The 25540-nt window shown below is 72.7% G+C and carries 18 protein-coding genes and 1 pseudogene; 11 read left to right on the top strand and 8 right to left on the bottom strand.

What is annotated here, in order from left to right:
- Positions 1 to 37: 37 nt before the first annotated feature.
- A complete protein-coding gene (locus tag RM704_RS11535) occupies positions 38 to 976 on the bottom strand; it encodes a peptidoglycan-binding domain-containing protein (protein WP_033532691.1) in 939 nt (312 codons plus the stop codon).
- Between the two features lie 228 nt (positions 977 to 1204).
- Here RM704_RS11535 and RM704_RS11530 point away from each other — a divergent pair, with 228 nt between their 5' ends.
- A complete protein-coding gene (locus tag RM704_RS11530; RefSeq protein WP_033532692.1) occupies positions 1205 to 2602 on the top strand; it encodes a phosphoinositide-specific phospholipase C-related protein in 1398 nt (465 codons plus the stop codon).
- Here RM704_RS11530 and RM704_RS11525 read toward each other — a convergent pair.
- A complete protein-coding gene (locus RM704_RS11525; protein ID WP_192829888.1) occupies positions 2546 to 2911 on the bottom strand; it encodes a hypothetical protein in 366 nt (121 codons plus the stop codon). The two genes, RM704_RS11530 and RM704_RS11525, sit on opposite strands and share 57 nt — an antisense overlap.
- Positions 2912 to 3306: 395 nt before the next feature.
- On the bottom strand, positions 3307 to 4500 hold the full coding sequence (locus RM704_RS11520) for a right-handed parallel beta-helix repeat-containing protein (RefSeq protein ID WP_033532693.1): 1194 nt from the start codon (positions 4498 to 4500) through the stop codon (positions 3307 to 3309).
- A 207-nt stretch (positions 4501 to 4707) separates the two neighbouring features.
- Here RM704_RS11520 and RM704_RS11515 point away from each other — a divergent pair, with 207 nt between their 5' ends.
- Together RM704_RS11515 and RM704_RS11510 are read left to right on the top strand one after the other, a co-directional pair.
- Positions 4708 to 5811, top strand: a complete 1104-nt coding sequence (locus tag RM704_RS11515) for a GDSL-type esterase/lipase family protein (protein ID WP_033532713.1) — start codon at positions 4708 to 4710, stop codon at positions 5809 to 5811.
- A 196-nt stretch (positions 5812 to 6007) separates the two neighbouring features.
- Positions 6008 to 7666: a cellulase family glycosylhydrolase gene (locus tag RM704_RS11510; protein WP_033532694.1), complete on the top strand. Its 1659-nt coding sequence runs from the start codon at positions 6008 to 6010 to the stop codon at positions 7664 to 7666.
- 20 nt (positions 7667 to 7686) lie between these two features.
- Here RM704_RS11510 and RM704_RS11505 read toward each other — a convergent pair whose 3' ends face one another.
- Positions 7687 to 9174, bottom strand: coding sequence for an MFS transporter (locus tag RM704_RS11505; RefSeq protein ID WP_033532695.1), 1488 nt, complete (start codon positions 9172 to 9174; stop codon positions 7687 to 7689).
- 345 nt (positions 9175 to 9519) lie between these two features.
- Between RM704_RS11505 and RM704_RS11500 the strand changes: the two genes are divergently transcribed.
- The 5 genes and pseudogenes from RM704_RS11500 to RM704_RS11480 all read left to right on the top strand — a co-directional run bounded on the left by RM704_RS11500 (position 9520) and on the right by RM704_RS11480 (position 15202).
- The gene (locus RM704_RS11500; RefSeq protein ID WP_192829889.1) at positions 9520 to 11034 is read left to right on the top strand and encodes a hypothetical protein; all 1515 of its coding nucleotides are present in this window, start codon (positions 9520 to 9522) and stop codon (positions 11032 to 11034) included.
- Between the two features lie 54 nt (positions 11035 to 11088).
- Positions 11089 to 12342, top strand: coding sequence for an AAA family ATPase (locus RM704_RS11495; RefSeq protein WP_033532696.1), 1254 nt, complete (start codon positions 11089 to 11091; stop codon positions 12340 to 12342).
- Complete coding sequence (locus tag RM704_RS11490; protein WP_033532697.1) at positions 12339 to 13580, top strand: vWA domain-containing protein; 1242 nt, start codon at positions 12339 to 12341, stop codon at positions 13578 to 13580. Before RM704_RS11495 ends, RM704_RS11490 begins: the two co-directional genes overlap by 4 nt.
- A 195-nt stretch (positions 13581 to 13775) precedes the next feature.
- A pseudogene (locus tag RM704_RS11485) lies at positions 13776 to 14469 on the top strand (ATP-binding cassette domain-containing protein); the annotation flags it as partial.
- Between the two features lie 163 nt (positions 14470 to 14632).
- Positions 14633 to 15202, top strand: coding sequence for a hypothetical protein (locus RM704_RS11480; RefSeq protein WP_052146621.1), 570 nt, complete (start codon positions 14633 to 14635; stop codon positions 15200 to 15202).
- Between the two features lie 162 nt (positions 15203 to 15364).
- Here the strand turns inward: RM704_RS11480 and RM704_RS11475 are convergent, their stop codons facing one another.
- Both RM704_RS11475 and RM704_RS11470 read right to left on the bottom strand, forming a co-directional pair.
- Positions 15365 to 18739, bottom strand: a complete 3375-nt coding sequence (locus RM704_RS11475; protein WP_033532698.1) for a pyruvate carboxylase — start codon at positions 18737 to 18739, stop codon at positions 15365 to 15367.
- Between the two features lie 235 nt (positions 18740 to 18974).
- Complete coding sequence (locus RM704_RS11470) at positions 18975 to 20696, bottom strand: serine/threonine-protein kinase (protein WP_033532699.1); 1722 nt, start codon at positions 20694 to 20696, stop codon at positions 18975 to 18977.
- Here RM704_RS11470 and RM704_RS11465 point away from each other — a divergent pair.
- The 3 genes from RM704_RS11465 to RM704_RS11455 all read left to right on the top strand — a co-directional run bounded on the left by RM704_RS11465 (position 20633) and on the right by RM704_RS11455 (position 23578).
- Entirely contained in the window at positions 20633 to 21244 is a 612-nt protein-coding gene (locus RM704_RS11465) for an alpha-L-rhamnosidase-related protein (protein WP_107072484.1), read from the top strand. The two genes, RM704_RS11470 and RM704_RS11465, sit on opposite strands and share 64 nt — an antisense overlap.
- On the top strand, positions 21241 to 21606 hold the full coding sequence (locus tag RM704_RS11460; protein WP_033532701.1) for an alpha-L-rhamnosidase C-terminal domain-containing protein: 366 nt from the start codon (positions 21241 to 21243) through the stop codon (positions 21604 to 21606). The genes RM704_RS11465 and RM704_RS11460 overlap by 4 nt, the downstream gene beginning before the upstream one ends.
- A 109-nt stretch (positions 21607 to 21715) precedes the next feature.
- Positions 21716 to 23578 carry a protein kinase domain-containing protein gene (locus RM704_RS11455; protein WP_033532702.1) on the top strand — a complete coding sequence of 621 codons (1863 nt, stop codon included), beginning with the start codon at positions 21716 to 21718 and terminating at the stop codon, positions 23576 to 23578.
- Positions 23579 to 23636: 58 nt separating this feature from the next.
- Here the strand turns inward: RM704_RS11455 and RM704_RS11450 are convergent, their stop codons facing one another.
- A complete protein-coding gene (locus RM704_RS11450; RefSeq protein WP_033532703.1) occupies positions 23637 to 24482 on the bottom strand; it encodes a MurR/RpiR family transcriptional regulator in 846 nt (281 codons plus the stop codon).
- Positions 24483 to 24609: 127 nt separating this feature from the next.
- Entirely contained in the window at positions 24610 to 25539 is a 930-nt protein-coding gene (locus tag RM704_RS11445) for an ABC transporter substrate-binding protein (protein WP_033532704.1), read from the bottom strand.
- Position 25540: the final 1 nt, after the last annotated feature.

Below are 25540 nucleotides of genomic sequence, written 5' to 3'. Positions count from 1 at the left end.
GGAGGGGCCACCCGTCGACCGTCCTCGGACCCGCTCTTCACGGTTCCGAGGTCTCCGATTCGAGGGCGGCGCGGGTGGCCTCGCCGTACACGCCCGACTCGTCCTCCAGGAGGACACGGGTCAGCTGGTAGCCGCGGACCGCGCTCTGGACCTCACGGTCGTAGTCGCCGTCGGGGCCGCCGTTGTAGAAGCCGATCTGGCGCAGACGCAACTGGAGTTCGGTGACCTCCGCGCCCTGGTCGCCGAGGCCGAGGACGGGCGGCGGCCCGTCGGTGACGGGCGGCGCGGGGGCCGCCGTCACCGTGGCGTCGCTGCCGGAGGGGACCTTGGTCATGCTGGTCGACGGGGTGGGGGTGGCGCCGGTCTCGGTCGTCGTCACCGTCGGCGAGGCGGTCGCGGTGCCGGACGGGGACGCCGTGGAGCCCGTGGGGGACGGGGTCGCCGACCGTGACGCCTCCTGGGCTTCCGCCGCCTCCGGAAGGCCCGCCCTGATGTCGTCGGGACCCGAGCCGTCCCGCGACGGAGCCTCGTACGAGAAGAGGCCGCCGATGATCCCGGCCGTCACCAGGACGGCGACCGCGGCGGCCCCCACCCCTGCGGCCAGCGCCACCCTGCGCCGCCGCCGACCGCCCGCGTCCCGCTCGTCGGACAGGGCCCGTTCCTCGCCCACGGCCTGCGCGTCGACCAGGGCCTGCTCGTCGGGCGCGGCCTGCTCGTCGGTCCGGGCCTGCCCATCGTCACCGGCCGTGGGCGGCACCTCGCCCGTCGGAGGTGTGGCCTGCGGCTCGCCGGCGTCGCCCACCTGAACGAACGGGCGTATGCGCACCGGATCGAAGTCCTCCGCGGCCTCGGCCTGTGCCGCGCGAACGTCCCGATGAGCCTCCGACGCGAAGCGGCCGCAGGAACAGGCCGGGGTGCCGTCCGTCGCCCGGGGGGTTCCGCACTGCGGGCAGACGGGGGCTGTCGGTTCACTCACGCGTGGTCTCTCTTCGAACGGGGTTTCAGAATTTAAACAGATCTTCTCCACTGAATCCCCAAGACTGCTTGAATCCCGAACCAGAGAGTGCGGCTGACTCAAGTCCCGCCGCGGAACGGCGCGTTCACGCTCATGAGGTCTTCCTGTGCCGGGTCTGGTGCACGACCCGGTCCTCGGTGTGTCATGCCTCTGACATCATCCCGGTGCGCCCGGAGTGGAAGGAACCCCGTGAGTCAGATCCGTCCCCGTCCCCGTCCCCGTTCCCGCCGTCGTGTCCGCGCCCGCGCGCTCTGCGCGGTCGCCGCGCTCGCCCTGGGCGTGCCCGTCGCGTTCTCGGGCCCCGCCGCCGCGGCGGTCCCCACGTACGCGGTGTATCTGCAGAACTCCGTCACCGGCCTCAACGCGGCGGACAGCGGCGGTACGGTCGCCGCGCACAACCCCAAGGGCAACGAGGACCACCAGCAGTGGACGCCCGTCGCGGTCACCGGTGGCCACCAGCTGCGCAGCGCCGACCAGTCGGGGATCTGCCTCGGGCGCGCCGGCACGTCGGCGGTGACCGCGGCGTGCGGCGCGGACGGCACCACGTGGACGGTCGCCGAGGCCGCGAACAGCACGTACACGATCGGCGTGCCGGGAACCTCGCAGTACCTGACGGGTACGTCCTCCGACCCCTCCCTCGTGCAGCTCGGATCGAGCGGCGCCTACGCCCGCTGGCACCTCACACCGGTCTCCTACGCGACGTCGGCCATGCCCTCCGCCGACACGCGCACACTCGACCAGGTCTCGTTCCTCACCTCGCACAACGCCTACGCGAACGGCGTCGACGGCAACTTCGCGTCGTTCCCCGTCAGCCTCTTCCCGAACCAGACGCGCGGCGTGAGCCGGCAACTCACCGACGGGGTGCGGGGGTTCATGCTGGACGCGTACACGGTGTCGGGGCAGGCCATGCTCTGCCACAACAGCTGTGACGGGGTGAGCAGCCCGGTCCCGCTCGCCACCGACCTCCAGCACATGGTCACCTTCCTCAAGGCCAACCCGGGTCAGTTCGTGACCGTCTTCCTGGAGGACTACACCGCCTCCGACGTGCTGAAGTCGTCGCTGGGGTCCGTGAGCGGCCTGTCCGACGTGCTGTACCGGCCGGACCAGGAGGGTGTGGCGACGAGCGGCTGGCCGAGGATGGCGGACCTCGCGGCCCGGGGCAAGCAGCTGCTGATCTTCAGCGACCGCACCCGCGCGAGCGACACCTCCGCCGGCTACGTCACCCGTGACACGTTCGGTGTGATGTACCAGCGGGAGTGGACCGTCGAGAACTACTGGTCCATGGGCGGTGGGCTCGGCGGTTCCGACTGGTCCTGCCACAGCCGCTGGGGCACGGCCAGACCGCTCACCACGGACTCCGCCGCCTTCCACCCGCTGTTCGTGATGAACCACTTCCGCGACTACACGATCAGCGGCACCGCGGAGACGGACAACGCCAAGCTGGGCAACCGGGCGCAGAACTTCTGCACTCCCGCCGCCCGCAAGAAGCCCAACTACCTCGCCGTGGACCGCTACGAGCTGGGATCACCGTCACCGCTCACGACGGTCGGGAACCTCAACACGTACGTCCTCACGGCCGGCCAGTAGCCGCCGCCCCCGCAGCCGCCCCGCCGGGCGACCCTCCGGCGGGCGTCTGCGGGCCAGCCGCGCTCCCACCCTGCGGGGCGCCGAGCCCATGCCCCGCAGCACGGGCAGATGACTGCGGGAGAGCTTCGCCCGCTCACCGCCGCCCGCGATCAGGGCGTTGACCGACGCCATGGGATCGGCGCCGGCCGACCGCGCCACCAATGCCCCGACCACCAGCGGCAGCAGCACCACGGCGAGGGCCGAACCGGTGGCGCCGGCCGTGGCGGTGACCTGGCGGAGGGGGCGCGGGCGCGAGGGGTGCGTGTCCATGACGACAGGACATCACCGGGCCGGGGCGCCGGGCATCTGACCACATACTCAGTCGCCCCGTCCGACGTACTCAGGCCGCCACCACGGCTACGGCTTCCCTCTCCGCCTCGGCCGACAGGACCGCCTCGCCTGCGGGCGCGCGCGGAAGGCGGAGGGTCGAGCCAGACCGAGGGGCGCGGCCGGGCCGACTCCCGCTCGCCGGGACCGACTTCCCACCCGATCGCCCGAGGGCCGGCAGCGGCGCGCCACCCGCCTCCTCCGCCTCGTCATGGGCACCCCGCGCGTTCGGCAGGGCAGCGAGCCGAACGCCGCCGGGCCCACCGGGCGGCGCTCAGAAGTGTCGCGACCCCTGGGGTTCTCGCGGCTCCCTCCGGGTTCCGCAGTGCGCTGAACCGTCAGAGTCGCGCCCCGACGTCCGCGCCGTTCGCGGGCCGCAGGAAGGTCGAGGCCGGGATCGAGCCGTCGGCCGCCCTGGGCCCGGTGATCGTCGCCGGGTCGGTGCTCACGAAGGACCAACTGCCCCCGATGTTCCAGGAGTTGCCGCTGCCACCGGAGTTCGCACCCAGCGAGACGTTCGTGCCGTTGGCCACCGAGAGGTTCTTCGTCAGCGTGCCGTCGGCGTCGGCGAAGTCGAACCCGGTGCCCTTGTTGCGCCACGCGGTGCAGCGCTCGGCGACCAGCGCACCCGGGTTGGCGTTGTCGATGAAGCCACCGGCGGAGTTGTCCCAGGCCATGGCGCCCCGCACCACGTGGGCAGCGGGCAGGTCCTCGTCACCGCCGCCGCCCAGCTTGAAACCGTTGCCGTCACCGGTGTAGTTCGGGAGGTTCCAGCGGTTGTAGCCGTTGGCGTACGCGACGCTCCCCTCGACCGTCACCGGGGAGAGGAACTCCCAGAAGTCCAGCCCGTCGTCGGAGTTGTTCCACAACCGGGCGCCGCGCACCACGTTGCCCGTCCCTGAGCCCTCCTTGATGGCCAGGCCGTCGGCGCTCTCCCCGTTCTTGCGGGGGTCGCGGTTGCCGTGGCTGTCCAGGTTGATGAACTGGTTGCCGCTCGACGCACCCTGGATGTGCACCCCGGACTCGTAGTTGTTCCGGGTGACCAGCCGCTCGAAGACATTGCCGCTGGTGTCCACCCCGAAGATCCCGTACGGCCCGTTGACGATCTCCAGACCGCTCAGCCGCCAGTGCTCCCCCTCGATGTGGATCGCGCCCCGCTGGGCCCGCGGGATGCTGGAGCCCACCGCGCCGGGCGTGTACGGCATGCCCTCGCCGTCGATGACGACCCGTTCGCCGTTGTAGTTGCCCATCCTGATCGGCTGACTCGCCGTACCGCTCTTGAGCAGCTGGATGTTGCTGCTCGGCGCGTACGTCCCGCCCCGGATGAGGATCGAGTCGCCCGCCTGCGCCAGGTCCACGGCGCGCTGCACGGTCCGCAGCGGTGCCGCCAGGGTGCCGGCGTTGCCGTCGTTGCCGTTGGTCGCCACGTAGAGGCTGGTGGCGGCGTGGGCGGCGGGGGCGGACAGGGCGAGGAGCCCGCCTGCCAGGACGCTCAACAGGCCTACGCAGGCGGTGAATCGCTGTGGACGCATGGGTCGTCTCCCGGACAGACGTGAGGGGAAAGCGCTTTCCAATCCGGAAGCTAGGGCGATTGTCCCGAGCACGTCAATATCCATGCACGTGATATCTGTTTCCATGCATGAACGATCGAGAGGTCATGTCCACCACCTTGACGCGTCAATGACAACGGTGGCATGTTCGGCTGGGAGCGCTCCCATCTCACCAGGGAAGGGACCACCATGCGCAGCACCCGCCACTCCCCCTTACGGCATCTGCCGCTTCTCGGCCTGCTGGCCGCCCTGTTCCTCTGTTTCGGACCGACGTTCGCGCCGGTCGCCTCCGCGGCCGGCCCGGCCGCGGATCCCGTCCGCGTCATGCCGCTCGGCGACTCGATCACCGGCTCGCCCGGCTGCTGGCGAGCCGTGCTCTGGAACCGTCTGCAGAACAGCGGTCACACGGACATCGACTTCGTCGGCACCCTCGGCACGCAGGGCTGCGGGCAGGCCCACGACGGCGACAACGAGGGCCACGGCGGCGAGTTGGTGACCCAGGTCGCCGACCAGGACCTGCTGCCCGGCCGTCTGGCCGCGACGCTTCCGGACATCGTTGTCATGCACTTCGGCACGAACGACGTGTGGAGCAGCATCGCCCCGGACCGCATCCTCGCCGCGTACACGAAGCTGGTCGGGCAGATGCGGGCGTCCAACCCGCACATGCGGATCCTGGTCGCGCAACTCATCCCCATGAACCCCGAGGGCTGCACGGGCTGCGCTCAGCGCGTCGTCGACTTCAACGCTCGGATCCCCGACTGGGCGCGGACGACGAGCACCCCCGACTCACCCGTGACCGTGGTGGACCAGTGGACGGGGTTCAGTACGGCGACCGACACCTACGACGGGGTGCATCCGAACGCGGCCGGCGACGAACGGATCGCCGCCCGCTGGTATCCGGCGCTGAGCGCGGTGCTGGACGCGGGGGTACCGGGTGGTCCCGGCGACCCGGGCGATCCGGGTGGCGGTCGGACGTGCTCCGCGGCCTTCCGGGCCACCAACGTCTGGCAGGGCGGCTACCAGGGCGAGGTGACCGTCACCAACACGTCCGCGGCGACCGTCGCGGGGTGGACCGTGACCGTCGTCCCGGCCGCCGGGGCCCGCCTCACCCAGGTCTGGAACGGGACCTCGACCACGGCGGCCGACGGTACGGCCACGGTCACCCACGCCTCGTGGAACGGCACGCTCGCGCCGGGCGCGAGCACCACGTTCGGGTTCGTCGCGACGACGTCCACGACGGCCGGGACGCCGTCGGCGACGGTCGGCTGCACGGCCCGGGCCGCCTCCTCGTGACGGTGGGCCGGCGGAGGACGCACAGCCCGATCCGCCGGCCACCCGACGAGGGACTCCGGCGAGCGGTGCAGCCCACGGCACCGCTCGTCTTCCCGGTGCACCCACGGCACCACCCGCCTCCCCTCCCCGCCACGGCCCGCTCACCACCGTCCCGCACTCCCCCGGCACCCCCCTCACCCCCTCCGCTGGAGCCGCCATGAGATCCCGTACACGCACCCCGGCCCGCCCACGCCCCCTACACGCCGCCGCACTCGCCGCGGCCCTCCTCGGCCTGCTGCTTCCCCTGTTCGCCCTCGGCCCCCCGGCGCAGGCGGCACCGGCGGCCCCCGCCGGATTCCGGGTCGAGAACGGCCGGTTGCTGGAGCGGTCGGGCAACGACTTCGTGATGCGGGGCGTGAACCACGCCCACACCTGGTACCCGAACCAGATCGGCGCGCTGGCCCACATCAAGGCCAAGGGCGCCAACACGGTGCGTGTGGTCCTCTCCAGCGGTGACCGGTGGACCCGCAACGACACCGCCGACGTGGCGAACGTCGTGGCGCAGTGCAAGCGCAACCGGCTCATCTGCGTCCTGGAGGTGCACGACACGACGGGATACGGCGAGCAGAGCGGGGCCGTCACGCTCGCGCGGGCCGCCGACTACTGGATCGGTGTGCAGAGCGCGCTCACCGGCCAGGAGGATCACGTCATCGTCAACATCGGCAACGAGCCCTACGGCAACAACGCCTACGCGGGCTGGACGGCCGACACCAAGGCGGCGATCCAGAAGCTGCGCGCCGCCGGTTTCGACCACACCCTCATGGTCGACGCCCCCAACTGGGGCCAGGACTGGGCGTTCACGATGCGCGACAACGCCGCGTCGGTCTTCGCCGCCGACCCGGACGCCAACACGGTCTTCTCCATCCACATGTACGGCGTCTTCGACACGGCGGCCGAGGTGAGCGATTACCTCAACCGGTTCGTCGCCGCGAAACTCCCCCTGGTGGTGGGCGAGTTCGGGCACGACCACTCCGACGGCAACCCCGACGAGGACGCCATCCTCGCCACCGCGCAGCGGCTCGGCATCGGCTACCTCGGCTGGTCCTGGAGCGGCAACGGCGGCGGAGTCGAGTATCTGGACATGGTCACCGGCTTCGACCCGAACCAGCTGACCGGCTGGGGGCAACGCCTCTTCAACGGCGCGAACGGCATCGCCGCCACGGCGAAGGAGGCCGCGGTCTACTCGGGCTCCGGCGGTGACACCACTCCCCCGACGGCGCCCGGCACCCCGACCGCCTCCGGGGTGACCTCCTCGTCGGCGACCCTGACCTGGGCCGCCGCCACCGACGCGACCGGTGTCACCGGCTATGACGTGGTCCGCGTGAGCGGCACGGCCGAGTCCGGCGCGACGACCACGACGGGTACCTCCACCACGCTCACGGGTCTGACACCCGCCACCTCGTACACCTTCGCCGTCTACGCCCGCGACGCGGCCGGCAACCGCTCGCCCCGGTCGGGAACGGTGACGCTCACGACGGCCTCGGGCGGTTCCACGGCGGCCTGCGCCGTGGGCTACCGGGTGACGGGCGAGTGGTCCGGCGGCTTCCAGGGCGAACTCGTCCTGCGCAACACCGGCACCTCGGCGATCAACGGCTGGACCCTCCGCTGGGCCTTCGCCGGCGGCCAGCGCGTCTCCCACCTGTGGGGTGGTACGGCGACCCAGGCCGGCGCGGACGTGACCGTCACCGCGGCCTCGTACACCGCGAACATCCCCGCGGCCGGTTCGGTGACTCTCGGCTTCACGGCGACGCGCGGCTCCACCAACCCTGCACCGACCGCGTTCACCCTCAACGGGGCTTCCTGCGCATCGAGTTGACGTACGTCGGCGCGCCGCGCTCACCCGGGTGGCGCGCCGGTGCCCGTCCCGCCCTGCAGCCGCTCCAGGTCGGAGGGCCTGACCTGGATGGCCAGTACGGCGATCAGGGCCGCGATCACGGTGAAGATGGCAGCCATCACGAAGGCGGCCGAGACACCGGCGGTGAGCACCTCGTCGGCCCAGGGCGGCGGAAGCTCCCCGGTCCGCTCGAACTCCAGGCGCTCGGCCGGGGTCGCCTGGGAGAGGAAGTCCGGGACCTGCTTCTCCGCCTCGTTGGTGCTGGCCGTGCCGTACATCGTGACGAGGATGGACAGGCCGAGCGAACCGCCGACCTGCTGGGTGGCGTTGAGGAGCCCGGAGGCCGCGCCGGTCTCCGCGGGGGTGACGTCGGAGAGCGCCATCAGGGTCAGGGCGACGAACTCCATGCCCATGCCCAGGCTGAAGACGAGCATCGGGCCGAGCACGCTGCCGGCGTAGGTGGAGTGGACGTCGGTCAGGGTGAGCCATCCCAGGCCCGCCGCCGCCAGGACCGCGCCCACCACCATGAACGGCTTGGGCCCGAACACGGGCAGGAACCGTGAGGTCAGTCCGGCGCCGATCGCGATGACCGCGCTGACCGGCAGGAACGCGAAGCCCGTGGCCAGCGGGCTGAAGTTCAGGACGTTCTGGGTGAAGAGCGTCAGGAAGAAGAACATGCCGAAGATCGCGGCGGCCAGGCACAGCATGATCCCGTACGTGCCGGCGCGGTTGCGGTCGGCGAACATGTGCAGGGGGGTGATCGGCTGCCGGGACCGCCTCTCCACCAGGACGAACACCGCGAGCAGCACGGCGGCGCCGGCGAACGACGCCAGCGTCAGTCCGTCCCGCCAGCCCTCCTGCGCGGCCCGGATGAAGCCGTACACCAGGAGCACCATGCCCAGCGTGGAGGTCAGCGCGCCGGTGATGTCGAAGTGGCCCGGGTGCCGTTCGGACTCCTTGATCCAGCGGGGCGTCGCCAGCGCGATCAGCAGTCCGATCGGCACGTTGACGAACAGCACCCACCGCCAGTTCAGCCACTCCACGAGGATGCCGCCCGCGAGCAGCCCGATCGCGCCGCCGCCCGCCGAGACCGCCGCGAACACCCCGAACGCGCGGTTGCGTTCGGGTCCTTCGCGGAACGTCGTACTGATCAGCGCCAGGGCCGTCGGGGACGCGATGGCACCGCCGACGCCCTGGAGGGCGCGGGCGGCGAGGAGTTGGGCCTCGTTCTGGGCGAGACCGCCGAGCAGTGAGGCCAGCACGAACAGCAGCACGCCGAAGACGAACACCCGCCGCCGGCCGAGGATGTCGCCGACTCGTCCGCCGAGCAGCAACAGCCCACCGAACGTCAGCGTGTAGGCGTTGACCACCCATGCCAGGCTCGTCGTCGAGAAACCCAGCGAGCGCTGGATGTCCGGCAGCGCGATGTTCACGATGGTGATGTCCAGCACCACCATCAACTGACACGACGCGATGACGAACAGCGCCATCGCGTTTCCACCACCGCCTGCTTCCGAGGTGGTGGTCCGCGCTGGGGAGATCGGCTGCGGATCGCTCATGACGTGGTCACAAAGGCAGGGCGAGGTGAACGGTCGCGTCCACCACCGCGTTCACTGTTCGACCGTACGCCGGTGCCCTGGCCCGCACCACTGGGGAGGTTCGAGGCGTCGACGCGGCGGGGCGCGTGCGGTGGACCGTCCAGAGCGTCCAGGGGTGAGCACGTGCACCAGGTCGAAAAACAGGTGCGGGAGCGAGACGGGTGGCGTTACGATCCCCGCGATGACTACTCATTCCCTCAGCAGAATGGGGGTCCCGTCCGCGCAAGGTGAGTGCTGATGCTCACCGATGTGGCGAACGGGGATCCCCGGCTTTCCTTCTGGTTGCGCGTGCGCGAGTTCGCCGTGCCACCCTCCATGATCGAGACTGCGACCGCCCGTCGTGCCGCCGGCGACTGGGCCGGCGCATGTGCCGCCGCAGCCGTCGACATCGACTTCGACCTGCGTTCCCTGGCCGGCCGCCACGGATCGGAACTGGTGTCCCGAGTCCGCGCGGACTTGCGGCACTTGGCACCCGACCTGCTGCGTTGGCACATGCCGAGGATCGCCCCCGACGGCCTGCTGCGCCCGGGCCTGACCCTCACCCTGGCCCGGTACCGCGCGGCAGGGGGTGGGCCCCTGCATCTCGTCGCCCGCACTCCGCCGGCCTGGGCCGACGCCGGTCAGCGGATCGGTCTCGCGTTGTGGGAGGGCTCCGGGTCCGACGCCCGTGGCCATCCGCATCCACGTCCCAGTCGTCGCCACCGGTTCGATCTGCACCGGCATCTCTGGGACGCGCGCAGCGCCGCCGAGCTGCGGAGCCGTTCGGGAGCGGATCGGCAGGCCGTCGACGGGCCACCACCGCCGGGCCCGCACCCGTTCTCGAACCCGTACCCGAACCCGAACCCGCATCCACACTCGCACCCTTCGCTGCCGCCGCCGACGGCGTCGGACGAGTTGAGGGCGTGGGCGGCGGAGCACGGTTGTGCCGTCGAGCGGTGGGCGGAGGAGGCGGCGATCCTGCTGCGCGCCGAGGGGCGGTCCACCGGCTCCGTTCTCGTACGGTGCGGTGCCCGACGGCGGCTCCTGCTGGAGCTGGGCACGGATGCCCTCATGGGCCGGGGCCCGGCCGAGGACGCCCACCCGGACGCGGACGACGGCTCCCGGTCACCCGACCCGCGGATCACGGCCGTGTCCGGCGACGACGGTGCTCTCGGCGCTCTGCCGGTGCTGCCCGACGCCGCGACCTGGACACTGCCCGACCTGGAGCTGATCCGTGCCGGTGCGATCGACGTCGAGCGGTTGCATCCGCTGGTCGCGTCGGCGCTGGTGCCGGATCACCTGCCGTCGGCGCCCGCCGAGGCGCCGGACCGGGCGGGGCAGCCGCGGATCGTGGAGTGCCGGGGAGAGCGCCACCGGATCGGTCTGGTCGACGGCGTGCTGGTGGCCCTCGATCATGACCCGGCCGAACTCCGGCGCGAGGAACTGCTGGTCGCGCTGACCGGCACCCCGCTCCCCTGTCTGCGGGCCATCGACGAGGCGCATCGTCGACCGGACTGTCTGTCCGGCGTGCGCGAGCGCCTGGACCACGGGGACGTCGCCGGTGCGCTGGCGGTCGTCGAAGGGCTCCTGGGCCCCGACGCGGTCCTGCGCGACGGCCCGCTGCGGGACGAGCTGGAGTCCGCCGCGCGCCGACGGATCGCCTACGGCCTCTACCGGGCCGGTCTCGCCGAACCCCTCCCCGGCCGGGTCCGCCGCAACCTCGGCCGTCGCCCGTCCCGTCAGCGGCGCCCCCGCACGGCGACCTTCTTCTGACCGCGCACCTCGCGCGCGTTCGACCTCACCCCACTACACCCAAGGTGATCACACATGCCCACACGCACCCCGTTCGCCATGCCCTCCGACACCGAACCGCTCTCCCAACTCGACGTCGCCGCAGACCTGTTGACCATGCTGCGCACCACGACCACCGAACCGCGCCCCGACATCCAGCTGGAGGCACTGACCCTGGCCGTCGCCGCGGATCTGCCCGTACTGCTGTGGGGCGAGCCGGGCATCGGCAAGACCGCGGCGCTGACACAGCTCGCGGCTTCCCTGGATCTCCCGCTGACGACCGTGATCGCCAGCGTGCACGAGCCGTCCGACTTCTCGGGCCTGCCGATCGTGGGAGACGACCCGGCCGAGCAGGGTGTCCCGATGGCTCCGCCGGACTGGGCGGTGCGGCTCGTACGGGCCGGCCGGGGGCTGCTGTTCCTGGACGAGCTGTCGACGGCGCCGCCCGCCGTCCAGGCCGCGCTGCTGCGGCTGGTGCTGGAGCGCAGGATCGGCGCGCTCCAACTGCCGCCCGACGTACGGATCGTGGCCGCCGCCAACCCCAGGTCCTCGGCGGCCGACGGCTGGGAGCTGAGCCCGCCGCTGGCCAACCGGTTCGTGCACCTGCAGTGGACGCACGACCACGAGGTCGTCGTACGCGGGCTCGGGGGAACCTGGCCCCGGGCCACCCTGCCGCGGCTGGCATCCGAGCGGCTGGCGGAGGCGGTGGACTTCGCCCGGCGCGCGGTGTGCACGCTGCTGGCGGCACGCCCCAAGCTCGTGCATCAACTGCCCAACAGCGAGAGCCGACGCGGCGGGCCCTGGCCGTCGCCGCGGAGCTGGGAGATGACGCTGCGTCTGATCGCCTTCGCGACCGCCTCCGGTGTCTCGCGCGACGTGCTGTCCCTCCTGGTCAGGGGAACCGTGGGCGACGGCCCCGGGCTGGAGCTGCTGGCCGGCCTGGACCGGCTGGACCTGCCCGATCCGGAGGTGCTGCTCGCCGACCCCATGGCGGAGGAACTGCCCCAACGGGGGGATCTGCGGCAGGCGGTGCTCGACGGGGTGGTGGCGGCGGTCCGGTCGCGGCCGGACAGGGCCCGCTGGGACGCGGCATGGGCGCTGCTGGTCCGGGCGTTGGAGACGGGGGCGCCGGATCTGGTGGTCGTCCCCGCCACCACCCTGGCCTCGCTGCGCCGCGACGACTGGGACGTTCCGGCGGCGATCGAGAACCTCGCCGGAGTCGTCATGCTCTCCCGACGGGCGGACGAGGCGGCGGCCCGCGCCAAGACGGCGACGAAGGTCGGCCGATGAGCACGGACACCGACAGCGCCCTCGACCTCGACAAGCTCTTCACCGCCCGGCTCCAGGCGGCGCGGGCCCGGCCGTATCTGGCGACGGCGTTGTTCGCGCTGCACACGGTCGAGTCCCCGCGGGTGCCCACGATGGCCGTGGACCGGCACTGGCGGTGCTACGTCTCCCCGAGCTTCGTGGACCGTACGCCGGTCGAGGAGCTGGCCGGGGTGTGGGTCCATGAGGTTTCGCATCTGCTGCGGGACCATCACGGGCGCAGCGACCGGGTCGCCAGGGAACGGGAACTGACCGGCCCCGGGGAGCGGCTGAGGATGAACATCGCCGCCGACTGCGAGATCAACGACGACGTGTTCGGCGACGGCCTGGTCAAGCCCGAGGGGGCCGTGGAGCCGGCGTTCCTCAGGCTGCCCACCGGGCAGTTGATGGAGGACTATCTGCGGCAGTTCCAACTGGGCCCCCGCACCATGGAGTTGGCGTGGCTGGACTGCGGCAGCGGCGCCGACGGTCTGGAGCGGGAGTGGGAGCTGGGCCCGGACGGGGCACACGGGCTGAGCGAGCAGGAACGGGACGCGGTCCGGTTCCGGGTGGCCCAGGGCATCACCGGCCGTCCGGGTTCCGCGCCCGAGGGCTGGCGGCGCTGGGCGGAGGAGGCGTTCCATCCACCGCAGCCGTGGCGGGCGTTGCTGGGTGCGGCGGTCCGGTCTGCCGCCTCCGCCCCCGGCACCGGTGAGGACTACAGCTACGGCCGGCCGTCGCGGCGCTCCGCCGGTGTGCCGGGCACGGTGCTGCCGAGCCTGCGACGCCGGCCGCCCCATGTCTCCGTGATCATCGACACCTCGGGGTCGGTCAGTGACGCGGAGCTGGGCAGCGCGCTGCTGGAGGTCGCGGCGATCTCCCGGGCCGTGGGAGGCCGCCGCGACCTCGTCACCGTCGTCCCGTGCGACGCGGCGGCCCGGATCGCCCACCCGTTGTGCCGGGCCGAGGGCATCCCGCTGCTGGGCGGTGGCGGGACGAACCTGCGCGCGGGGTTCGCCAAGGCGCTCCGCAGCCACCCCAAGCCCGATGTCGTCGTGGTCCTCACCGACGGCCAGACGCCCTGGCCCAGCTCCCGGCCACCGTGCCGGACGGTGGTCGGCCTGTTTCCCCGGCACCACCCACGCACCACGTGGGACGAGGACGACCCCGACTACGTACCGGACTCACCGCCCGACTGGGCCCGCGTGGTCCAGATCGGTTAGGCCGCGGACCGGCCTGCGTCCCGTCTCGGTCTCCTTCACGATCCCCTCACGGCAATGAAAACGATTATCTATAAGGTGCGCATGCCAAGCCGGGCGCGCACCCTCGGCGCCGATGCCGGCACCCGGCTGACCGGGGTGCTGTACCTGGTCGCCACGGCGGCCTTCCTCGGCGTCGGGGTGACCCCGGACGCCGCGGATTTGCGGGCGGGGCGGTTGCTGGCTGTCGTCGGCCGCTCGGGGAGCGGCAAGACCACTCCGGCCCGCTGCCTCGCGGGACTTCACCGCGACCACGACGGCGAGGTCCTTCTCGACGGCACGCCGCTGCCCCGCAGCCTGCGCGACCGCACCCGGGCGGAGTTGGCGGCCGTGCAGTACGCCTTCCAGGACGCACGCTCCGCGTTCGACGAGCACCGCCCGGTCCTGCGGCAGATCGCCCGCACGTCGGCCCGGCTGCGCGGAGTCGATGCCGGGACCGCCGAGACCGAGGCGCTGGCGACCCTGACCCGCCTGGGCCTCCCTGCCGGAACTGGCGCACCGGCTCCCCGCCCAGTTGTCGGGCGGCGAACTCCAGCGCGCCGCCCCGGCACGCGCGCTCCTCACCCACCCCCGCGTCCTGATCTGCGACGAGATCACCTCGGGCCTGGACACGTCGGCCGGCGCGGCATTCCTCGACGTCCTCGCGGGTCTGCTCGGCGTCGGCGAGGACGCCGGACCAGCCCCGGCCGCACCGGCGCTGGTTCTGATCACCCACGACCTGGAGACCGCCTCCGTCGCCCATCGCATCGCCGTCATGGACGCGGGGGAGATCGTCGAGCAGGGCCCCGCCCGGCGGCCCCTCACCGCCCCGCGACACGCCTTCACGGCCTCGCTCCTCGCCACGGTGGCCCGGCCGCCGTCCCCCAAGGGTGAGGTCCGGCGTCAACGGATCGTCCCCACGGGTCACCCCTCGGGCCATCGCGGCCCCGCCCGGGCCCGCGCACCCGTATAAAGGGACGTGTCCCACGAATAGGAATCAACAGGGCGTGCGGGCAGACGAGTTGAAAGGCTGACGTATGGGCACGGGCAGGGGCCGGTTCGGCGTCGCGGTGGTGGCGTCCCTGGCATGGGCGCTCACCGGCTGCGGCGGGGACGGCGTTCGGGACGGCGGCTCCGAGGGCAGGGACACGTCACCGTCGGAAGCGAAACAGCAGCCGACGACGACACCGGCCTCCGCGACCGCCCCCGAGGCCGAGAGCGGAGACGGAGACAGGGGCGACACCCCCGACCCCACCGGCGCTCCCAGCGTCGACCGCGACCGCGACCGCGACGATGGACGAGGCACGGCCGACGGCACCGGCACCGGCACCGGCACCGGCACCGGCACCGAGGCATGCTTCGACGGCCGGTGCGAACTCACCGTGTCCGAGCCGCTGTCCATCGAGGTCGACAGCCGGTTCGGCGTCGGCGACCTCCGCGTCACCAAGGTCACCGAGGACACCGTCGTGGTCCGGTCCTCGGGGGCGGGCACCCGCCTCAGCTCCTCGGTCGGCGAGGGTGGCACCGGCGGCCTCAACGGCCTCGGCTTCCGCGTGAAGTCCCTCGAAGGCGGCACGGCGGTGCTGGAGTTCTTCCCCCGCGCCTGATCCGGCCGAGCACACGGGGAGGCATGGCCGACGCTCGCCGACTTCAGGTGCCGACGAACAGCCGAGGCGTCCCGCCGTACCCATGGCGTGGGCGCCTCGGCCTCGTCCGGTGTCGGAGCATCCTCGTGCCTCGTCCGGTGTCGGACGGTCCTCGTGCGCGTGTCAGACGATCTCGACGAGGAGGTCGCCGCCCTCCACCTGCTGGATCTTGTTGATGGCGAGACGGGAGACCCGGCCGGCCTTCGGCACCGTGATCGTGGCCTCCATCTTCATGGCCTCGATGGTGGCGACCGTGGCACCGGCCGCGACCTCGTCGCCCTCGGCGACCGCGAGCGTGACCACACCGGCGAACGGGGCGGCGACGTGGCCCGGGTTGGAGCGGTCGGCCTTCTCCGTGACGGGGATGTCGGTGGAGGCGGCCTTGTCGCGGATCTGGATCGGCCGCAACTGGCCGTTCAGCGTCGACATCACCGTGCGCATACCGCGTTCGTCCGCCTCGCCGACGGCCTCCAGACCGATGAGGAGCCGCACACCGGGCTCCAGGTCGACGGCGTACTCCTTGCCGGGGCCGAGGCCGTAGAAGAAGTCCTTGCTGTCGAGGACGCTGGTGTCGCCGTAGGTCTGGCGGTGGGTCTCGAACTCGCGCGTCGGGCCGGGGAAGAGCAGCCGGTTGAGGGTGGCGCGGCGGTCCTTCTCCAGTCCGGCGCGGTCCTCGGCGTTCAGCTCCTGGACGGGCTTGGCGTCGGCGCGGCCCTGGAGGGCCTTGCTGCGGAACGGCTCGGGCCAGCCGCCGGGCGGGGTGCCCAGCTCCCCGCGCAGGAAGCCGATGACGGAGTCCGGGATGTCGAACCGGTCGGGCGTGGCCTCGAAGTCCGCGGGTGCCACTCCGGCGCCGACGAGGTGCAGCGCCAGGTCGCCGACCACCTTGGAGGAGGGCGTGACCTTCACCAGGTGGCCGAGGATGCGGTCGGCGGCGGTGTACATCGCCTCGATGTCCTCGAAGCGGTCGCCGAGGCCGAGCGCGACGGCCTGGGTGCGCAGGTTGGAGAGCTGGCCGCCGGGGATCTCGTGGTCGTAGACGCGGCCGGTCGGGGAGGCGAGGCCCGCTTCGAAGGGGGCGTAGACGCGGCGGACGCTCTCCCAGTAGGGCTCCAGGTCGCCGACGGCCCGCAGGTCGAGGCCGGTGGGCCGGTCGGAGTAGTCGGTCGCGGCGACGATCGCCGACAGCGACGGCTGCGAGGTGGTGCCCGCCATGGAGGCCACGGCCCCGTCGACGGCGTCGGCGCCGGCCTGGATCGCGGCGAGGTAGGTGGCGAGCTGACCGCCCGCCGTGTCGTGGGTGTGGATGTGCACCGGCAGGTCGAACTCGCGGCGCAGGGCGGAGACCAGTTTCGTGGCCGCGGGGGCGCGCAGCAGTCCCGCCATGTCCTTGACGGCGAGGACGTGGGCGCCGGCCTCGACGATCTGTTCGGCGAGCCGGAGGTAGTAGTCGAGCGTGTAGAGCTGCTCGGCGGGGTCGGAGAGGTCGGAGGTGTAGCAGAGGGCGACCTCGGCGACGGCCGTGCCGGTGGCGCGTACGGCGTCGATGGCGGGTCGCATCTGGCCCACGTCGTTGAGCGCGTCGAAGATCCGGAAGATGTCGATACCGGTCTCGGTGGCCTCCTGGACGAAGGCGTCGGTCACCTCCGTCGGGTACGGCGTGTACCCGACGGTGTTGCGGCCGCGCAGCAGCATCTGGAGGCAGATGTTGGGCGCGGCGGCGCGGAAGGCGGCCAGCCGCTCCCAGGGGTCCTCGGCGAGGAAGCGGAGGGCGACGTCGTAGGTGGCGCCGCCCCAGCACTCCAGGGAGAGCAGCTGCGGGAGCGTCCTGGCCACCACGGGGGCCACGGCGAGCATGTCCTTGGTGCGGACCCGGGTGGCGAGCAGCGACTGGTGGGCGTCGCGGAAGGTGGTGTCGGTGACGCCGATGGTGGGTGACTCGCGCAGCCAGCGGGCGAAGCCCTCGGGACCGAGCTCGACGAGCTTCTGCTTGGAGCCGGCCGGGGGTTCGCTCGTGGTGGGCCGCGGCAGCTTGGTGGACGGGTCGATCAGGTCGGGGCGCGGGCCGTGGGGCTTGTTGACCGTCACGTCGGCCAGATAGGTGAGCAGCTTGGTGCCGCGGTCGGCGGAGTGCCGGGAGGTGAGCAGGTGCGGGCGCTGCTCGATGAAGGAGGTGGTGACGTTGCCGGACTGGAAGTCGGGGTCGTCGAGGACCGCCTGGAGGAACGGGATGTTCGTGGCCACGCCGCGGATGCGGAACTCGGCGACCGCGCGGCGGGCCCGGTTGACGGCGGTGGTGAAGTCGCGGCCCCGGCAGGTCAGTTTGACCAGCATGGAGTCGAAGTGGGCGCTGATCTCCGTACCGGCGTGGGTGGTGCCGCCGTCGAGGCGGATGCCGGAGCCGCCGGGCGAACGGTAGGCGCTGATGCGGCCGGTGTCCGGGCGGAAGCCGTTGGCGGGGTCCTCGGTGGTGATACGGCACTGGAGGGCCGCGCCGCGCAGCGTGACGGTCTCCTGGGAGAGCCCGAGGTCGGCGAGGGTGGCCCCGGCGGCGATCCGCAGCTGGGACTGCACGAGGTCGACGTCGGTGACCTCCTCGGTGACCGTGTGCTCGACCTGGATACGGGGGTTCATCTCGATGAAGACGTGGTTGCCGTCGCGGTCGAGGAGGAACTCGACGGTGCCCGCGTTGCGGTAGCCGATCTCGCGGGCGAAGCGTACGGCGTCGGCGCAGATCCGGTCCCGCAGGGCCGGGTCGAGGTTCGGGGCCGGGGCCAGCTCGATGACCTTCTGGTGGCGGCGCTGCACCGAACAGTCGCGTTCGAAGAGGTGGATGACGTCGCCGTGGCCGTCGGCGAGGATCTGCACCTCGATGTGGCGGGGCTCGACGACGGCCTTCTCCAGGAAGACGGTCGGGTCGCCGAAGGCGGAGGCCGCCTCGCGCGACGCGGCCTCGATGGACTCGCGCAGCGCCGCCGGATCCTCGACGCGGCGCATTCCGCGACCGCCGCCGCCCGCGACGGCCTTGACGAAGACGGGGAAGCCGATCTCGTCCGCGGCGCGGACCAGTTCGTCCACGTCGGTGGAGGGCTCGGAGGAGCCGAGGACCGGTACGCCGGCGGCGCGGGCGGCGGCGACCGCGCGCGCCTTGTTGCCCGTCAGCTCCAGGATGTGGGCGCTGGGACCGACGAAGGTGATGCCGGCCTCCTCGCACGCGCGGGCCAGCTCGGGGTTCTCGGACAGGAACCCGTAGCCCGGGTAGACGGCGTCGGCGCCCGCCAGCCGGGCGGCGCGCATGATCTCCTCGACGGAGAGGTACGCCCGCACGGGGTGCCCCGGTTCGCCGATCTCGTAGGCCTCGTCGGCCTTGAGCCGGTGCAGCGAGTTGCGGTCCTCGTGGGGGAAGACGGCGACCGTCCGCGCACCCACTTCGTAGCCGGCGCGGAATGCGCGGATCGCGATCTCGCCACGGTTGGCTACCAGTACCTTGCGGAGCATCCCTGATCCCTTCGAGCTGCCATGAGGACACCATGGTTTCGGCAATGATGCCGTTACACCACAGGAATCGTGTCACTCAGTGCCATGTGAGCCCCGTCACTTCCCGAGCTCAGACTGTACGATCATCTGTCATTTCGCCCAGTCTGCCCGCCCGCGGACAGCGGTGCCCGCGCGGCCTGCCGGTTTCCGTATGACCCTCAGTGCCACGCGAGCCGCCGGATCACGCCGAACCCCCTCAGCCTCCCACCGCGAACTGGCTGCCCGTCTTCTCGCCGTCGTCGGTCCGTGCCGCCGCGACGCAACGGAAGACCCGGAGCCCGTCGGCCCACTCGGCGGCGCTCGGCGGAATGACGTCGACGCTCCACTCCCCGGCGACCCGGCGTCCCTCGGGGGCCATCGACGCGGACATGACCTTCTGGGAGCAGAGCTCCTTCACATCGGGGTGCTTGATCAGGTCGCGGGCGTTGTTGGTCTGGCCGTCCTTCGGCAGGGGGGCGATGGCGAAGGTCTCCCACACGTGCTTGGCCTGACAGTCGGCGCGGCTGACCGTGACGATGCCGGAGATGTCGACGATCCCGCTCCAGCACTCGGGGGTCTCGACGCATCGTCCGCCCACGCCGTCGACCTCCGTCGCGGGGCAGTTCTCGGTGGTGGTCGCCGCCCCGAACCCCGAGGCGCCCTTGTCGTCGGCGGTCCCGGCGGACGGTGACGCGGCGGCGGACGAGGTGGAGCCGTCCGTGCCGCCTTCCCGCTGGCCGTCGCCCTGGTAGGTCACCACGGTGACCGACACGCTCACGGAGACGGCCACGGCCGCGAACGCGGCGATCAGCACCGGCCGGCGCCGTACCGCGCCCTTGCGTCCACCGTCGCCACGGTCTCCACCGTCGCCACCGGGCCCAGGAACGACGGTCGTACCGCCCACCCCACCCGATCCGCCCGGCCCGGGGACCACGGTCGCCCCTCCCCCTCCCGTCGGCGCGTCCCGGTACGGCGGCGCGTCGCCGTACGGCGGCGGCATCGTCGTGGGTGGTGCGACCGCGTACGGCGGCATCGTCGTGGGCGGCCCGCCCCGGTACGCCGGGGTCGTCGGCATGGCGGGCGCCGGGCCGAAGCCGCCGCCGCCCAGGTCGACGGTGTCGAGGTCGACCGCGGCGAGCGCGTCACGGAACGCGCCGGCGTCGGACAGGCGGTGGGCGGGGTCGGCGGCGAGGGCGTGGCGGAGCGCCGTGTTGAAGGCGGGCGGCAGTCCGGGGAGGTCGGCGTAGGGCCAGGTGTGGCGGACGATCAGCTCGGCGAGGCTGAGTTGCGTGCCGTCCTCCGGGTGGTGCGGCGGACGTCCGCACAGCAGGGCGTAGACGGTCGCGGCCAGGGAGTACACGTCGCCCGCCGGGCTGGGGTCCGCCATGTGGAAGGCCTCGGGCGGTGCGTACGCGGGGGTCAACGCCTCCCGGGTCACGGACAGTTCGCGTCCGGGCCGGGGCATGGCGGCGAGGCCGAAGTCGGTGAGGGCGACGCCCCCGTACCGGTTGACCATGACGTTGCCGGGCTTGATGTCGCGGTGCAGTACCCCGCAGGCGTGGGCGGCGGCCACCGCGTCGGCGAGGCCCACGCCGATGTCGCGCGCCTCCTTGGCCGGGAGCGCGCCCTGCCGGTGCAGCCGGTCGCCCAGGGAGCCACCGGGGCACAGCTCCAGCACCATGTAGGGGCGGTTGTCGGCGAGGACCCCCGCGTCGTACACGGGGACCACATGGGGGTGTCCCGACAGCTGCCCGGCGGCCGTGACCTCCCGCAGGAAGCGTTGTCGGTCGCGGGGTGTGGAGAGCACCCTGCTGTCCACCTTGAGCGCGACCTCCCGGCCCACGGCCAGCTGCCGGGCCCGGTACACCGTGGCGAATCCGCCCCGGCCCAGGATTTCCCGGATCTCGTAACCGGGCAGGTCCGTTCTTTCGGGCCCCATGGTCGCCGTACCCCCTGCGCACAGCCCCAGCCAGGACGTCCGGCCGAGGTGAGGCGGACTCTAGCCGAGCCCGGTGGCGGTGGAACGCCGGGTTCGCCCTCGGCGAGGACGCCGACGCGACCGCCCTGCGCGGCCGGGCCGACACCCTCGCCACCGCCCTGCGCGCCACCCAGCTGGACAGCGCGGGCGGGCGCTTCCTCGACGGTGTCGGCACCACGCACAGCGCCCAGCACGCGACCGCCTTCCCGGTGGGCGCTCGGTGTCGCGGACGCGCTGGACGAGGAGGTGCGGGCCAGGCCGGGCGACACCCTCGCGGCGGGCGGCGCCTGAAGGTGAGCGTGTACGGGTCGCTGTTCCTGCTCGACGCGCTGTTCCGACTGGGCCGCTCCGACGCCGCGCTCACCTTGCTCACCTCCACGGCGACCGACTCGTGGCTGCACATGCTGGACGTGCTGAGGGCGACGATCGTCACGGAGGCGTGGGACCCGGCGCTGAGGTCCGACATGACGCTCTCGCACGCCTGGCGTGCGCTCGCGCCGACGCGGTGACCCGGCACGTTCTCGGCGTCCAGGTCAGCGAGCCCGGTGCGGCCACGTCCCGCATCCGGCCGAGGACCGGGTCGTCGACGGAGGTCGAGGGGACGGTGCCCTCCCTGCGCGGGCCGGTCTCGATCCTGGTGCGGCGCTCCGAGGACGCGCACACCACGCGGGTGACCGTGCCGCCGAACTCCCGTGCCGTCGTGGAGGTCGAGATCGGGGGCGCCGACCCGACGGCGTACCGGGTGAAGGGCATCACGCCGGGCGGAGCGGGCCGCGTACCGGTCGAGTCCTTCACCGATCTCACGGGCACGGTGCTGCGGACCGGTCCGGTCGGCTCGGGCACGACGGAGGTGCGACGCACCGACTCGTGAGCATCGAGGGAGCCGGAAGTGAGGGAAACCCGGACCGCGAGCCCTTGCTGAGCTAGCCTCAGCTTCTGGGGGCGAACTGACGTACGCCAAAAGTTCTTTCGGGGGTGTTGTGTCAGACCAGCGGCCGGTCCCACCGGGTTCAGCGGACAGGGCTCCGGCGCTGCGGGAGGCGGGGGCGCTGCCGCTGCGTCCCAGCGATCCGGAACGGATCGGTCCGTATGTGCCGCAGGGGCTGCTCGGCAGCGGCGGTATGGGGCGCGTCTATCTGGCGCGCCCCGCCGACGGCGGCCCCGACCTCGTCGCGGTGAAGGTGATCCGACCCGAGTACGCGGAGGACGCGCGGTTCCGCCGCCGGTTCGAACGGGAGGCCTCGGTCCACGGCCGTGTCCGCACCCCACGCATGCCGCGACTGGCCGGGACGGGCTTCCGGGACGAACTGCTGTGGATGGCCACCGAGTTCCTGCCGGGGCTCGATCTGTCGGCGGCCGTGCACGAGGACGGTCCGCTGCCCGTCGACGCCGTCCGGCGGCTGGTGGCGGAACTGGGACAGGCCCTCGCCGACCTCTCCGCCGCCGGGATCGTGCACCGGGACCTGAAGCCGTCCAACGTCCTGCTGTCCGCGCGGGGCGCGCACGTCATCGACTTCGGCATCGCGAAGGCCGCCGACGCGAGCGCCATCACCGGCACGGGCAACCGGGTCGGCACGCCGGCCTACATGTCGCCGGAGTATCTGCGCACGGGCGCCTGCGACACGGCCTCGGACGTGTTCTCGCTGGCCTGCGCGCTGGTCTTCGCGGCGACCGGCAGCGCCCCGTTCGGTGACGGCACCGGCGTCGACGTCATGCACCGCGTGGCCTTCGAGGAGCCCAACCCGAAGGTGCTCGCCGAGATCGCGGCGGCCGACGCCACGCTCGCCGCCCTGCTCGGCGCCTGTCTGGCCAAGGAGCCCGGACAGCGGCCGACGCCGGAACAGCTGATCGAAGCCGCCGCGTCCGGCCCCGGCGAACCCGAAGCCGCCGCGCCGCCCCGCCCCGGCGAGCCCGAGTCCGAGCCCGTCTGGCCCGAGGCCGCCTCGTCCGACTCACCGGCCTCCGAGGGGGCCCGACCGCCCGCTGCCTTCGACTGGCCCGAACCGCTGGGCGGGAGGATCCTCGCCCGGCAGCGGGCCTGCGAGACCCTGCGCCGCCTCCCCCTCGAACAGCCCGGCCCCGGACGGGCCGGACAGGCTCCGGCCACCGACCCGCCGCCGAGTCCCCCCGCCGACGCCTCGGCCCAGCCATTACCCCCGACACCGCCCCGCTCCCGGTTCCGCCGCAGGCGCGTGCTGGTCGGGGTCGCCGGTGCCGCCGTCTGCACGGCGACCGCCGGTGTCGTCGTCCTCACTCTGATGAGCCCCGCCACCACCACCGCCTCGCCGCAGCGGGGTACCACGCGGTCCGCGGACGCCCTTCTCCCCGACGACGAGGCCTCGGTGTCGGCGGCCTCGGGCCAGGAGGGCGCGGGCGCCGCCCCCGACGGCGGATCGAGCGACGCGGAGGTGTCCGGCGCGGACGACCGGGCCTCCGCCGACGGCGATTCCCGGCGCCCCGAGGGGGCCGCCACCGGCTCCGGCCCGGGCACGGGAACGGACGACGACCCGGACACCGGTTCGTCCGCGCCCACCCCCGGCAGCAGCGCCCCCGTCGAGCCGTCCCAGGAGCCGACCGACACGTCCACCGAGTCCTCGGCCCCGTCCTGGCTCACGGACTGCACGTACTACGACGGCAGCGGACGCACCCGCCTCGGGGACAGCGGCGACCGTGTCCTCCAGGCGCAGTGCATGCTGAGCGAGCGCGGCTACGGTCTCGACGTGGACGGCGAGTTCGACGCCGACACGGAGGCCGCGGTGCAGAGCTTCCAGCAGGACAAGGGGCTCGCGCTCGACGGCGTCGTACGGCCGGCCGTCTGGAAGGCGTTGCGCTCCACCGAGTGAGCCGCGCCGCCGGGTCGCTCGGGGTGCCGGGTCCGTCCGTCGGCGCGGACGGGACCCGTCACTCGACGAACAGGCCGCGCGCGGCGGCCCGCAGGTCGAAGTCCTCCAGGCGGGCCTGGGCGTCCGGGAGGGCGTCGCACATCGTCTCCAGGAGGACCTGGCCCAGCAGCTGGGGAGCGCCGGCGGTGTCGAAGACCAGATCCGTGCCCACGGCGGCGGGGAGCAGCAGGTCGCTGTGGGCGGCCACGGGGGCGAAGGTGCCGTCGGCGACGGTCACCACCGTCAGGCCGACGCCTCGGGCGTGGGCGAGCGTGTCGAGGAGTTCACGCGGGTGGCGGGGCAGCGCGAAGCACAGCAGCGCGCTCGCGCCGGCGCTGCGGGCGGCGTCGAGGCGGTCGGCGAGCAGGGAGCCGCCCTCGTCGAGAAGTCGTACGTCGGGGTGGACCTTCGCCGCGAAGTAGGCGAAGCCGCGCGCCTGTGCCGCCGAGGCGCGCAGGCCGAGCACCGGGAGGGGCCGGGAGGCGGCGAGCAGACGGCCGGCGCGTTCGACGGGTTCGGGGTCCGTGAGCAGCGACGCCAGGTGCCGGAGATTGTCGATCTCGGCCTGTACGGCCCGTTGGTAGGGGTTGGTGGGACGCTCGTCGAAGCCGTGCCCGGTGGGTGCGACGGCCCGCAGGTGGTCGCGCAGGGCCGGATAGCCGTCGAAGCCGAGGGCGGCCGCGAAGCGGGTCACCGACGGCTGGCTGACCCCGGCCACGCGGGCCAGCTCCACGCTGGACAGGTAGGGCACGTCCGCGGCCTGCCGGACCAGACAGTGCGCGATGCGGCGCTGTGTCGGGGTGAGCCGACGGCCCTCGAAGAGCCGCTCGAGCCGCGCGGCCGCGCCGACGGCGGCGTCCGTCATACGGTCCTCCAGCCGGTCGTCGTGCCCGTCCCCTCCCCCTGCCCGGCGGGGTGCTCGGTGCGTGGTGCCGGGCAGGGTCGGGGGCGGGACGGTCATGGTGGGGCCGAGCCGGTCGGCTCCGCCCGGTTCAGCTGACGATGCCGGCGGAGGTCAGCCAGTCCTCGGCGACGGTGTCGGCGTCCTCCTTGTCGTTGACCAGCTTCTTCATCATCTCCAGCAGGTCCTCGGTGGTGAGCTTGGCGGAGACGGCGTTGAGCGCCTCCTTCGCCTTGTCGTCCATCGCGGCCTTGTAGACGAGCGGGGTGACGTTCTGCGAGGAGAAGAGGTTCTTCGGGTCCTCCAGGACCACCAGCTTGTCCGCGACGATGGCGGGGTCGGTGGTGTACAGGTTGGCGGCCTGCACCTTGTCGTCCTTGAGCAGCTTCACCAGGGTGCTCTGAGCGCCCGCGTCGAGCGGCTGGAACTTGCCGAACTTGACGCCGTAGACCTTCTCCAGGCCCACGCCGCCCTGCACACGGGTCTTGAACTCCGACCCGGCGCCGAGCGTCAGGTCGCCCGCGACGGGCTTGAGGTCGGCGAGGGTCTTGAGGTCGTACTTGGCGGCGGTCTCGGCGGTGACGGTCACCGAGTCCTTGTCCTCGGCGGCGGCGGAGTCGAGGATCTCCACCGACGAGGGGAGTTTCTCCTTCAGTTCGGCGTTGATGTCCTCGGTGCTGGTGGCGGTGCTGTTCTTGTCGACCGCCACCGACAGCAGGGCGCCGTTGTACTCGGGGAAGACGCTGATGCCGCCCTTGACGACCTGGTCGTAGTAGACCTCGCGGGCCCCGATGTCGAACTTGCGGGTCACCTTCAGGCCCTTGTCCTCCAGGGCCTGCGCGTAGATCTCGGCGAGCAGCTGGTTCTCGGGGAAGTTCGCCGAGCCGACGACGATCGACTTGCCGCTGCCGTCGCCGCCTTCGGCCAGCGGGTTGTCGTCGCTGTCGCCGCCTCCGCCGCAGGCGGTCAGGGTCAGCGCGGTGATGAGGGCGAACGCCGCGCCTCGGTACGTGCCTCGCATG

This window comes from Streptomyces gottesmaniae (assembly GCF_031845845.1).
Lineage (GTDB): Bacteria > Actinomycetota > Actinomycetes > Streptomycetales > Streptomycetaceae > Streptomyces > Streptomyces akebiae.
The sequence above is the reverse complement of the archived record's forward strand: the minus strand, read 5'-3'. Positions and strand labels throughout refer to the sequence as shown.